Origin of the sequence: Bradyrhizobium sp. UFLA01-814 (assembly GCF_046718885.1) — a bacterium.
GTDB lineage: Bacteria > Pseudomonadota > Alphaproteobacteria > Rhizobiales > Xanthobacteraceae > Bradyrhizobium > Bradyrhizobium elkanii.
This window is the reverse complement of record NZ_JAQOSR010000222.1, coordinates 1-11,753: the sequence shown is the minus strand read 5'-3', so window position 1 is coordinate 11,753 and position 11,753 is coordinate 1. Positions and strand designations below refer to the sequence as shown.

Annotated in this window: 12 protein-coding genes; 7 read left to right on the top strand and 5 right to left on the bottom strand. The window is 65.9% G+C overall.

The window, feature by feature from the left end; genetic code table 11:
* Nucleotides 1-417: 417 nt before the first annotated feature.
* Entirely contained in the window at nucleotides 418-837 is a 420-nt protein-coding gene (arfB, locus tag PMN64_RS38755) for an alternative ribosome rescue aminoacyl-tRNA hydrolase ArfB (protein ID WP_411784563.1), read from the top strand.
* A 257-nt stretch (nucleotides 838-1,094) separates the two neighbouring features.
* Here arfB and PMN64_RS38750 read toward each other — a convergent pair whose 3' ends face one another.
* Nucleotides 1,095-1,400, bottom strand: coding sequence for a hypothetical protein (locus PMN64_RS38750; protein WP_028341061.1), 306 nt, complete (start codon nucleotides 1,398-1,400; stop codon nucleotides 1,095-1,097).
* Nucleotides 1,401-1,790: 390 nt separating this feature from the next.
* On the opposite strand from PMN64_RS38750, the gene PMN64_RS38745 reads away from it, so the two are divergent.
* The 4 genes from PMN64_RS38745 to PMN64_RS38730 all read left to right on the top strand — a co-directional run bounded on the left by PMN64_RS38745 (nucleotide 1,791) and on the right by PMN64_RS38730 (nucleotide 4,761).
* The gene (locus PMN64_RS38745) at nucleotides 1,791-2,111 is read left to right on the top strand and encodes a c-type cytochrome (RefSeq protein ID WP_028341062.1); all 321 of its coding nucleotides are present in this window, start codon (nucleotides 1,791-1,793) and stop codon (nucleotides 2,109-2,111) included.
* Nucleotides 2,112-2,507, top strand: a complete 396-nt coding sequence (locus PMN64_RS38740; protein ID WP_069278856.1) for a VOC family protein — start codon at nucleotides 2,112-2,114, stop codon at nucleotides 2,505-2,507.
* Nucleotides 2,508-2,618: 111 nt separating this feature from the next.
* Nucleotides 2,619-3,167 carry a gluconate 2-dehydrogenase subunit 3 family protein gene (locus tag PMN64_RS38735; RefSeq protein ID WP_411784562.1) on the top strand — a complete coding sequence of 183 codons (549 nt, stop codon included), beginning with the start codon at nucleotides 2,619-2,621 and terminating at the stop codon, nucleotides 3,165-3,167.
* Between the two features lie 25 nt (nucleotides 3,168-3,192).
* The gene (locus PMN64_RS38730; RefSeq protein ID WP_411784561.1) at nucleotides 3,193-4,761 is read left to right on the top strand and encodes a GMC family oxidoreductase; all 1,569 of its coding nucleotides are present in this window, start codon (nucleotides 3,193-3,195) and stop codon (nucleotides 4,759-4,761) included.
* Nucleotides 4,762-4,863: 102 nt separating this feature from the next.
* On the opposite strand, the gene PMN64_RS38725 is transcribed toward PMN64_RS38730, so the two are convergent.
* On the bottom strand, nucleotides 4,864-5,184 hold the full coding sequence (locus tag PMN64_RS38725; RefSeq protein WP_028341066.1) for a ribbon-helix-helix domain-containing protein: 321 nt from the start codon (nucleotides 5,182-5,184) through the stop codon (nucleotides 4,864-4,866).
* A 232-nt stretch (nucleotides 5,185-5,416) separates the two neighbouring features.
* On the opposite strand from PMN64_RS38725, the gene mutL reads away from it, so the two are divergent.
* A complete protein-coding gene (gene mutL, locus PMN64_RS38720) occupies nucleotides 5,417-7,234 on the top strand; it encodes a DNA mismatch repair endonuclease MutL (protein WP_411784560.1) in 1,818 nt (605 codons plus the stop codon).
* 358 nt (nucleotides 7,235-7,592) lie between these two features.
* On the opposite strand, the gene PMN64_RS38715 is transcribed toward mutL, so the two are convergent.
* The 3 genes from PMN64_RS38715 to PMN64_RS38705 all read right to left on the bottom strand — a co-directional run bounded on the left by PMN64_RS38715 (nucleotide 7,593) and on the right by PMN64_RS38705 (nucleotide 11,047).
* Nucleotides 7,593-8,219 (bottom strand): hypothetical protein, encoded by a 627-nt coding sequence (locus PMN64_RS38715; protein ID WP_411784559.1) that lies wholly within the window; start codon nucleotides 8,217-8,219, stop codon nucleotides 7,593-7,595.
* Nucleotides 8,220-8,368: 149 nt separating this feature from the next.
* Nucleotides 8,369-8,932 (bottom strand): 16S rRNA (guanine(966)-N(2))-methyltransferase RsmD, encoded by a 564-nt coding sequence (gene rsmD, locus PMN64_RS38710; protein ID WP_411784558.1) that lies wholly within the window; start codon nucleotides 8,930-8,932, stop codon nucleotides 8,369-8,371.
* A gap of 6 nt (nucleotides 8,933-8,938) precedes the next feature.
* A complete protein-coding gene (locus PMN64_RS38705; RefSeq protein ID WP_411784557.1) occupies nucleotides 8,939-11,047 on the bottom strand; it encodes a pseudouridine synthase in 2,109 nt (702 codons plus the stop codon).
* 140 nt (nucleotides 11,048-11,187) lie between these two features.
* Here PMN64_RS38705 and PMN64_RS38700 point away from each other — a divergent pair, with 140 nt between their 5' ends.
* Nucleotides 11,188-11,634: a nucleoside deaminase gene (locus tag PMN64_RS38700; protein ID WP_244978690.1), complete on the top strand. Its 447-nt coding sequence runs from the start codon at nucleotides 11,188-11,190 to the stop codon at nucleotides 11,632-11,634.
* The last annotated feature ends 119 nt before the right edge of the window (nucleotides 11,635-11,753 follow it).

The following is an 11,753-nucleotide window of genomic DNA, read 5'->3' as shown; positions in this document are numbered from 1 at the left end:
GCGGCTCTGGGGCAACGGCCTGCTCACCGCAATCGTCGGCCGCGCCCCGCAAGCCGCGGCGCAGCCGGTGTCGGCGCCGCCGAAGGCGAACTGACGCGTTTCGGCGGGCGTCCGCTTCTTTCATACGCCACCGCTGCGGCCACCCCTCTCCCCACCCTCCCCCGCAAGGGGGGAGGGAGCCTGAGAGGCGTGCTCACCTCACAGCGAGTCACCGCAAACACTACCGCTCATTCTCGGGCCGTCAGGGACGTATAGGCGGTAGGGCTCCCTCCCCCCTTGCGGGGGAGGGTGGGGAGAGGGGTAAGCCACGCGCGGCGCTCTCAGGCGTACCCAACGCTGCATCTACGCAGCTGAAGCACGCCCAGCGCAAACCCGCTATCCTGCGGCCGCCGATTCTTCCCTCCATTGGGTGATGTCATGCTGCGGGTGTCCCGCGACCTTGCGATCGACGAGAGCGACATTGAGATCGTCTTTGTCCGCGCCTCCGGCCCGGGCGGGCAGAATGTCAACAAGGTCTCGACCGCGGCGCAGCTTCGCTTCGATACCAACAAGATTGCATTGCCGCCGGACGCCGCGCAGCGGCTGGCGCGGCTCGCCGGCAGCCGCATGACCAAGGACGGCGTGATCGTGATCCACGCCTTCCGCTTTCGCACCCAGGAACGCAATCGCGCTGACGCGATCGAGCGGCTGCTCGAGATGTTGAAGGAGGCGATGGTGCGGCCGACACCGCGGCGGCCGACCAAGCCGACGCTCGGCTCCAAGCAGCGCCGGCTCGAGGGCAAGAAGCGCCGCAGCGACATCAAGGCGGGGCGCGGCACGCGCCGTTTCGACGATTAAAGCGTTTTCGAGCGAAGTGGATACCGCTTCGCGTGAAGAAAACGCGTTGAAACCAGAATCTAGAGCCCCGTTCCGATTCAATCGGAGCGGATAAGGCTCTAGGGAACGCCGGACGCAGCGCACGCGGCACTGCATCCGGGATCCGGTCAGCGTACCAGACGCGTTTTCGCGCGAAGCGGATGCCGGTTCGCGCGAAGGAAACGCGTCAGAGCAAGAAGCTGGAGTTCCGGTTCTGATCGATCAGAACCGGGAAGGCTCTAGTATTTCTTGGTTGCGGGCGCCATCTCGGAACCGCCCGACTTCGGTGCCGTGCGTCCGCTACCGACCGTTCCCTTGCTGCCTGACTTGGCGGTGGCACCGCTCTTCTGCGTCGGCGCAGTCGGCTGCGCAGCCATGTCCTCGTCGCCGCTGCCGGACATGCCGCCGCCCTGCTGCATGGTACCTCTGCCCTGTGCACCGCCGCGAAGCTGGGTATCCGGTGCAGTCGTTCCCTGTGCCAGGACCGGGCCGGCCATCGCGGCCGAGATGGCAAGGGCGAGCACGCTGGTTTTTGCAAACGTCATCCACTTCTCCTGGGATTTTAATTGACGATGGAGGAGCGGCGCAGGTGGTGCGCCGTTTGCAGCGCCGACCCTGAACCCCATCGCGCGAGACTGCATTTTCCGCAAACGGCGCACGCGAGATGCAAGCTGCGTCGTGTGGTGATCGTGCAGGGATTTCGCGGTCATTTTGCGAAATTGTCGTCCGCATATGCGGCAACCACCGGTTCCGCGCCAGATCACCGCCCAGCTTTGTTCTGCTGTGAAACAGCCCGCTACTACCAACGGCGGATTTCAGCCTCCTACAGTCACCGCACAGAGGCGGTGATGTAGATGACAAAGCTGCGCGCAAGGCGGACGTTGGGGCTGGGATTTTGCAGCGCAATGCTTGCAGTGCAAATGGCCGGCGCGCAGATGCCCTTGCCCGCCGCCAAGCCGCCCGATGGGGCGACGCTGTTCAAGCAGCAATGCGCGACCTGCCACACCACCAACATGTCGGATGCCGTCCGGCAGGGACCGTCGCTCTACAGGATCGTCGGCCGCCATGCCGGCAAGGCCGACGGCTTCAAATATTCCGCGGGCTTCGGCAAGGCCGATTTCGTCTGGGACGACGTCAGGCTCGATGCCTGGCTGACCAATCCGCAGGAGGTGATCCCGGGCGCCGTGATGGCCTACCGGCAGGCCAAGCCGGAAACCCGCGCCATGATCATCGCCTATCTGAAGGAGCTGAACTGAATGGCGAAACCCGTGCATTCGATGATCCGCGTGCTCGACGAAGCCAAAGCGCTCGACTTCTACCGGCGCGCGTTTGGCCTGGAGATCGCGGACAATCTGAGATTTCCCGATTTCGCGCTGATCTATCTGCGCCATCCCTCCTCGCCCTTCGAGGTCGAGCTCACGGTCAATTTCGATCGCAAGGAGCCCTACACGCTCGGCGACGGCTACGGCCATCTCGCCGTCATCGTCGATGACGTCGATGCCGAGCACGCGCGCTTCGAAAAGGAGAAACTGTCGCCCGGGCCGCTGCGCGACTTCAAGCATGACGGCAAGACGCTGGCGCGCTTCTTCTTCGTCTCCGATCCCGACGGCTACAAGATCGAGGTGATCCAGCGCGGCGGGCGCTTCGGCTAGAGCATGATCCGGAAAAGTGGAGACCGGTTTTCCGACAGGATCATGCTCAAGCAAAAAGAGCATGCTCAAACAACAAGGCAATTGCACAAATAAAAATTGACGGAGGAACCCATGAGAGAAATCGATCGACGCAGCAAATATGACCGGCGTGTCTTTCTCAAAGGCGCGGCCGTGACCGCACCCGCAGTCGCGATTGCGACCTCGACGGGGCTCGGCATCACCGATGCGTGGGCCGAAGGCACCACGACGCTGACGCCGGCCACGCTGAAGACGCTGCTGAAGATGGCGCGCGACATCTATCCGCACGACTTCCTCGGCGACAGCTACTACATAGCGGCGGTCAAGCCGTATGACGAGAAGGCGGCGAAGGATCCGGCGGTCAAGTCGCTGATCAATGACGGCGTCACGAGGCTCGATCAGGCGGCCAATGACCGCCACAAGATGCCTTATGTCCAGGTCGCCTGGGAAAACGACCGCGTCGCGCTGCTGCAACAGATCGAGCAAAGCGCGTTCTTCCAGAAGATCCGCGGCGACCTCATCGTCTCCATCTACAACAACAAGGAGGTGTGGCCGCGGTTCGGCTACGAGGGCTCCTCCGCCGAGCATGGCGGCTACATCAAGCGCGGCTTCGCCGATATCGACTGGCTGCCCAAGGCATAGCGTCGGAAACGGTCAGGAGGAAACAATGGCAAAATTCGATCTGAATGACAGCGGGGTTGTGGTGATCGTCGGCTCCGGTGCCGGCGGCGGAACGCTCGGCAATGAACTGGCGCAGAAGGGCGTCAAGGTCGTGATCCTGGAAGCCGGCCCGCGCATCGAGAACCAGGACTTCATCAACGATGAATGGGACAGTTTTACCCAGCTCGCCTGGTCCGACGCGCGCTCGACCTCGGGCAGCTGGCGCGTCCACCAGGACTTTCCGGGCCTGCCGGCCTGGATCGTGAAGGCGGTCGGCGGCTCGACCACGCACTGGGCCGGCGCCTCGCTGCGCTTCGACGAGCACGAGTTCAAGATCAAGTCGGCCTATGGCGCCATTCCCGGCGCCAACCTGATCGACTGGCCGATCACGCTCGCCGAGATGGAGCCGTGGTACGCCAAGGCCGAGGACAAGATGGGCGTCACCCGCACCAACGGCATCCCCGGATTGCCCGGCAACAACAACTTCAAGGTGATGGAAGCCGGCGCCAAGAAGCTTGGCTACAAGGAAGTGCACACCGGGCGGATGGCGATCAACAGCGAGCTGCGCGACGGCCGCGGTTCCTGCCAGCAGATCGGCTTCTGCTTCCAGGGCTGCAAGTCGGGCGCCAAATGGTCGACGCTCTACACCGAGATCCCGAAGGGCGAAGCCACCGGCAATCTCGAAGTGCGTCCCGGCAGCATGGTGATCAAGATCGAGCACGACCAGTCCGGCAAGGTCACCGGCGTGGTCTATGCCGATTCGACCGGCGCCATGCAGCGCCAGAAGGCCCGCGTCGTCGCGGTCGCCGGCAACTCGATCGAGAGCCCGCGGCTGTTGCTCAACAGCGCGTCCAGCATGTTCCCGGACGGGCTCGCCAATTCATCCGGCCAGGTCGGCCGCAACTACATGCGGCACATGACCGGCAGCGTGTATGCGAGCTTCGAGAAATCGGTGCACATGTATCGCGGCACCACGATGGCCGGAATCATCCGCGACGAGGCGAAGAACGATCCGAAGCGCGGCTTCGTCGGCGGCTACGAGATGGAGACGCTGTCGCTCGGCCTGCCCTTCATGGCCGCGTTCCTCAATCCCGGCGCCTGGGGACGCAGCTTCACCAGCGCGATCGAGGGCTATCCGCGGATGGCCGGCATGTGGCTGGTCGGCGAGGACATGCCGCAGGAGACCAACCGCATCACGCTGGATCCGAAGATCAAGGACAAGTTCGGCATGCCGGTCGCCAGCGTGCATTTCGACGATCATCCGAACGACGTCGCGATGCGCGATCACGCCTACAAGCAGGGCTCCGCGGTCTATGAGGCGGTCGGCGCCACCGTCACCTATCCGACGCCGCCCTATCCCTCGACCCACAACATGGGCACCAATCGGATGAGCGAGAAGCCGCGCGATGGCGTGGTCAACAAGTTCGGCCAGACCCACGACATCAAGAACCTGTTCGTCTCCGACGGCAGCCAGTTCACGAGCGGTGCTGCCTGCAACCCGACGCTGACGATCGTGTCGCTGGCGATCCGGCAGGCCGACCACATCGCCGGCGCAATGCAGCGCAAGGAGATCTAGCGAGGAGATCCAGCAAGAAAATACAATTCCCCTCTCACTGAAGCGGCCTCGCCCAACTGGACAAGGCCGCTTTCTTCTTTGCGTGATAGACCGGAGCGAAATCTATTCCGCCGCATCCATGATCGCCGCCGCCCCGCGATAGTCCGGGACCACCGCCGGTGCATTCGCCTTGGCGCGGTAGATCAGGCAGGAGCAGCGCAGCAGCGACGCGAAATTGTTCACCTCGCCGTGATGATCGAGCACCTCGTTGTGCAGGGTGGTGAGGAACTTGGCCAGCGACATGCCTTCCTTGGCCGCGATCTCCTCCAGCGTATCCCAGAACGACATTTCCAGCCGGATCGAGGTGCAATGGCCGTCGATCCGCAACGATCGGGTCTGCGATTCATAGTCGCGTTGCGGCTGATGCGCGAAAAGATGGCACATGGCGTTCCTCCGGCGAGAACTTATAATTTTTCTAAACGATATACCTGTGCGCGCGGCCCCACAATCGGGACGTAGGGCGTAACGCGCCGGCCGCCGAAGCCAAGCGTCTTCAAGGCGATAGGCCGGAATCATCCCCAACCCGCATCCAGCCGCGATATCGCTCCCATGCATTTGCCGGCGCGGCGACTTATAGTAACAGCCAGCCTCGAATCGCCCTCCGAACGTCCGATCCATGCCCGTCCGCCAGCTTCCCGAACAGCTCGTCAACCGCATCGCCGCCGGCGAAGTGGTCGAACGCCCCGCGAGCGTGGTCAAGGAACTGGTCGAGAACGCGATCGACGCCGGTGCCAGCCGGATCGACGTTTTCACCGATGGCGGCGGGCGGCGCCGGATCGGCATCACCGACGATGGCGGCGGCATGACCCGCGCGGACCTTGCGCTTGCGGTCGACCGTCACGCCACCTCCAAGCTCGACGACGAAGACCTGCTGCGCATCCGCACGCTCGGGTTCCGCGGCGAGGCGCTGCCCTCGATCGGCGCGGTCGCCAAGCTCGGCATCACGACGCGTCATGCCAGCGAGCCGCATGCCTGGTCGCTGTCGGTCGAAGGCGGCGAGAAGTCCGAGGTCATGCCGGCCGCGCTCGGCCAGGGCACCCGCGTCGAGGTCAACGAACTCTTCTACGCCACGCCGGCGCGACTGAAATTCCTCAAGACCGACCGCACCGAGGCCGAGGCGATCCGCGAGGTGGTGCGGCGGCTCGGCATGGCGCGCCCGGACATCGCCTTCACGCTGGCCGGCGAAGAGCGCGCGCCGGTCACCTGGGCTGCGGCGCTGCCCGGCGCCGCGGGCCGGCTGACCCGGCTCGGCGATATCCTGGGTGCGGACTTTCGCGCCAGTGCGATCGAGGTGCGCGCCGAGCGCGAGGGGGTCGTGGTCGAAGGCTTTGCCGCCGCGCCGTCGCTGACCCGCGCCAATGCGCTCGGGCAATATCTGTTCGTCAACGGCCGCCCGGTGCGCGACAAGCTGATCCTCGGCGCCGTGCGCGCGGCCTATTCCGATTACCTGCCGCGCGACCGCCATCCCGTCGTGGCGCTGTTCGTGACCTGCGACCCCGAGGGCGTCGATGCCAATGTGCATCCGGCCAAGACCGAGGTGCGCTTCCGCAACGCCGGCCTGGTGCGCGCGCTGATCGTGCACGCCCTGAAGGAAGGCCTCGCGCGCGAGGGCAGGCGCACCGCGGCCAACACCGCCGACGGCGCCGCGCTCTCGGCCTTCCGCCCGGCCTTCACGCCGCCGCCCCCGGGCAATTGGGACTGGCGCGGCTCGCCGTCCTATCCGGCTGGTCCGATGCGCGCGTTCGAGGGTGTCGCGGCCCCCGCCTTCGCCGAGCCCGGACAGGCTGCCTTCGACGTCGGCGCCCCGACCGCCGATGTGCGCTTCGAGGCCGCGCCCGCGCCCGACCTGCTCGACCGGCCACTGGGGGCCGCGCGCACCCAGATCCACGAGACCTACATCGTCTCGCAGACCCGCGATGGCCTCATCGTGGTCGACCAGCACGCAGCCCATGAGCGCATCGTCTATGAGAAGCTGAAGGCCTCCCTGGCGAAGAACGGCGTGCAGCGGCAGATCCTCTTGATCCCCGAGATCGTCGAGCTCGATGAGGCGACCGTCGAGAAGCTGCTCGATCGCGCCGAGGAGCTGGCGTCGTTCGGGCTGGCTATCGAATCCTTCGGCCCCGGCGCCGTCGCCGTGCGCGAGACGCCCTCGCTGCTCGGCAAGGCCAATGCGGCCGGGCTGTTGCGCGACCTCGCCGAACACATGGCCGAGTGGGACGAGGCGCTGCCGCTGGAGCGCCGCCTGATGCATGTCGCCGCCACCATGGCCTGCCACGGCTCGGTCCGCGCCGGCAGACGCCTCAAGCCGGAAGAGATGAACGCGCTGCTCCGCGAGATGGAGGACACGCCGAACTCCGGCCAGTGCAACCACGGCCGCCCGACCTATGTCGAGTTGAAGCTGAGCGATATCGAGAAGCTGTTCGGGCGGCGATGAATTCGCAGGAGGACATCGTGTCTTACAAGGACGACCTTAAGGATTGGGTCCTAGCCGCCATAAAGGCATACGGTGGAGAGGCAACGTTGGTTCAAGTTGCGAAGCACATTTGGGAAAATCACAAGGATGATCTTCAAAGCCACGGGGATGCCTTTTATCTTTGGCAGTATGATATGCGGTGGGCAGCACAATATCTGCGCAACGAAGGCCGGCTCGTCGGAGCTGATCAGGCGCCACGTGGAGTCTGGCGATACCGCGAGCCAGCGCCATCCAGCTCGTAGGATGGGTAGAGCGCAGCGAAACCCATCATCTCTCCCGCGGCCCAGAAGTTGATGGGTTTCGCTTCGCTCTACCCATCCTACGAATTGTTCCGCCGGGCAAACACGTCCAGCACCGTGCGAAGTTGCGCGATCCATTCGTGACCGTCCTCGAACCCGCCTGCCGCGATCCGCGTGCAGATCTGATCGAGATCTTCACCCCCAGGTGATGCTTGATCCTTGCCGACCTGCCTCGCAATCGCGACATAGCCCTCCGTCAGCAGCACGAGGCCGGGCGCGCTCGCGACAACATAATGCTCGCGTGCTTCGTGAAACATGCTGATCGCCTCGTCGTAGCGGCCGAGCGCAAGGTCGAAGGCCCCCACCATCCAGACGCCCGTTCCCTCGCGCAGCGGTGCGAGCCCCAGGCTCCGCACCAGCGCTAACGAACGTTCCGCAAGCTCGCGTGCGGCCAGCATATTGTCCTGATTGATCGGCTTGTCGGACACGCTCCAGCCCGGCCAGCAATCGGCCGCCGCATTGAACGTCCAGCGCTGGACCATCATGAGCACTTCACGTTCGTCACCATCCTGCGCGCCGCGACGGCGTTCGATCTGGTCGGCGGCATCGCGCGCTGCGGCAAGCAGCGCCGCAGCATCGCCAGCGCCGCGCAACGCCTTGACCTGCGTCTCCAGCTGACCGGCCAGCCCGGCAAGAGTGTCGGCCATGGTTCGCGCTCCGCTAGCGGTGATGAATCAGTATCGCGTAGGACGGGTAGAGCGCAGCGAAACCCATCATCTCTCCCGCGGCTCAGAAGTTGATGGGTTTCGCTTCGCTCTACCCATCCTACGAATTCTGCTTTCGCAGGGACGACAGATTAGATTGCGGCGACAGCTCGCAAAAACACGAACTCCGTGTCGTCATACGCGCGCCGCTCGAGCTCCTCGAAGCCCTCGGGCGCCGCGAACGCCGCGGCCTTCGCCTCCTCCACCACGAGCAGCGCGCCCGGCGTCAGCCAGCCGCCGTCGCGCAGCGAGGCCAGCGCCTTGTCGGCCAGCCCCTTGCCATAGGGCGGATCGAGAAACACCAGCGAGAACGGCTCGACCGGATGCGCCGGTCCAAGATCGGTGGCATCGCGCCGATAGACCTTGGTCGTGCCGCCGAGGCCGAGCGACTCGACATTGTTGCGCAGCAGCGCCCGCGCCTCGGCGCCATTGTCGACGAACAGCGTGAACCTGGCGCCGCGCGAGACCGCCTCGATGCCGAGCGCGCCGGTGCCGGCAAACAGATCGAGCACGCGCGCATCCTCAATCGGATTGTCGTAGGCGTGGATCAGGATATTGAACACGGACTCGCGCAGGCGGTCCGCGGTCGGGCGGATCTCGTGGCCCGACGGCGAAGCCAGGTTGCGGCCCTTCAGCCTGCCCCCAACGACACGCATTGACCGTTACTCGTCCTTCGGCGTGAGATCGCGCTTGCCGTGATAGCCGCGCTTGGGACGACGCGGCGGGCCGTAGCCGCTGGCCTCGTCCTCGTTACGGGCACGCGCTTCCTCGCTGCCGGTGCGCTGCACCAGCACGCGGCGGCCCTTGCGGTCATTGATCGTTTCGCGCTTGCTCGGCTTCGGCTTCCTGGCGGGCGCATCGTCGCCGTCGGCGGCGTCACGCTGCTCCGGCCGCGCAAAGTCCGCACCCGCGATCTTGGCGATCTTCTCGCCGAGCTGCTCGCGCAGCACCCGCGTCTTGACCTCCTCGACCTTGCCCTCCTCGAGCTCGCCGAGCTGGAACGGGCCGTAGGAGATCCGGATCAGGCGGTTCACCTCGAGCCCGAGATGCGCCATCACATTGCGCACCTCGCGATTCTTGCCCTCGCGGATCGCGAACACCACCCAGACGTTGGAGCTCTGGTCGCGCTCCAGCGTCGCGTCGATCGGCCCGTATTTGACGCCGTCGACCTCGACGCCACCCTTGAGCTGGTCGAGCTGGCCCTGCGTCACCTCGCCATGCGCGCGCACGCGATAGCGGCGCAGCCATCCAGTGTCGGGGTGCTCCAGTGTCCGCGCCAGGCCGCCGTCATTGGTCAGCAGCAACAGGCCCTCGGTGTTGAAATCGAGCCGGCCGATCGAGATCAGCCGCGGCAAGCCCTCGGGCAGATTGTCGAACACGGTCGGCCGCCCCTCGGGATCGGCATGCGTCGTCATCAGCCCGCGCGGCTTGTGATACATGAACAGCCGCGTCCGCTCGCGCGGCGGCAACGGCTTGCCGTCGACCGCCACGACATCGTTCTCGGTGATATCGAGCGCCGGCGAGTTGATCACGCGTCCGTTGACCGTGACCCGGCCCTGGGTGACGATCTCCTCCGCATCGCGGCGTGAGGCAAGACCGGCGCGCGCCAGCACCTTGGCGATGCGCTCGCCGGTCTTCTTCGGCTTCGGCTCGGGACGCTCGCGGCGCTCGTCGTAGGAGCGTTCGCGATAGGCGCCGCGGCCGCCGAAGGCCGGGCGCTTCGCAAAGACCTTGCTGTCGTCTTCATTGTCGCGGCGCGGCCGGTCGGAGAAGCGGCCTTCGCTGCGCGGATGTTCCTGCCAATCGGTGCGGCCTTCGGGGCGCTCGCGGCGGCGATTGTCGCCACCAGCCTCGTCCCGCTCCCAGCGCGGCCGGCTGAACTTCGGCCGCTCATGGCGATCGCCCTGCTCGCGATCGTCGCGTGAGCGCGAGAACCTGGGCCGCTCGCCGCCGCCACGATCATCGCGCGGCCTGTCGTAACGCGGCTTGTCGAAATTGCGCGGGCCGTCGCGGAACGGACGCGAACCCCGCTCCGGACGATCGGAGCCGCCCTCGCGCTTCTGCCATGGCTTGGATTCGCCGCGCGGCGGCCGATCGCCAAAGTCCTTGCGCGGGCCGCGATCGCCACGATCACCCCCGCGATCCGCCGCACCGCGCTTGAACTTGCTGTCGCCACCGAATTTCCGCGCGGGCCGGTCGCCGCCGCGCGAGGGACGATCGCCGAACGATCGCTCGCCACGCGGCGTATACGGCCGCTTCTCGCCGTCGCGCTCGCGCGCCGCGTAAGGCTTGCGGTCGCCGAACTTCCGATCGGAAGACCGCCCCGCCGGGCGGGCATCATCGCGATCGCGCCGCGGCGCGCGGTCGTCGCGATTGAAGTTCGGGCGGTCGCCACGGGGCGTGTAGGGTCGCTTTTCGCCGCCGCGGTCTTCGCGCGGCTTGAACGTGCGCCTCTCGCCATCGCCGTCACGCGCGGGCCGATCACTAGGGTCGCTGTTGCGATCCCGGCGGAACGGCCGATCGCCGCGGGGGCGGTCGTCGCGGTTGAACCTCGGCTTGTCGCCGAACTCGCGGCGCGGCGGACGGTCCTCGCGATCGCCGCGGTAGGGCCGCTTTTCGCCATCACCCTTGCCGGCAAACTTCTTGTCGCCAAAGCCGCGCTTCGCAAACTTCTTGTCCGGGCCACGGGCGGCACCGGAGCGACCCTTGCCGCCGCCGGGTCGATCACGCCGGCCGCGGGAATCGTTGTTTTTGTCGCTGTCGCGGGGCATGAATGTTCTCGCCTGGATGTTCAATTGGGGCGCAGGGCAACCGGCGATACGCGCGCCATCTGGGCGCGACTGGCGCAAAACCGGCATCCACTTCTGCTGAAGGCGACGCTACTAGCAGGTTTCTTCCGATGATACGAGGCATGTCTGCCCCTTCTTTCATGGATCTGGCGCTAAAAACCGCCGAAAATGCCGGAAAAGCGGGCGAGGTTCCGATCGGATGCGTGATTGTGCGGGGCTATGAGGTGATCGCCACCGCCGGCAACCGCACCCTGACCGACCGCGATCCGACGGCCCATGCGGAAATCCTCGCGATCCGGCAGGCCGCCGAGGCCATCGGCACCGAGCGGCTGGTCGATTGCGACCTCTACGTGACGCTGGAGCCCTGCACCATGTGCGCCGGCGCAATCTCCTTTGCCCGCATCCGCCGGCTCTATTACGGCGCCGCCGACCCCAAGGGCGGCGCGGTCGAGTCAGGCGTGCGGTTCTTCGCGCAGCCGACCTGCCACCACGTGCCGGAGGTCTATGGCGCGGTCGGCGAGACCGAGTCCGCGCGGCTGCTGCGCGAGTTCTTCCGAGAGCGACGGTGACGAATCCGTAGCGCGGACGAAGCGCAGCGCAATCTCTCCCCTCGTCGTCCCGGCGAAAGCCGGGACCCATAACCACAGGGTTGAGTCGTTAGAAAGCTGTGGCCCCAGCGTCGTGCAAC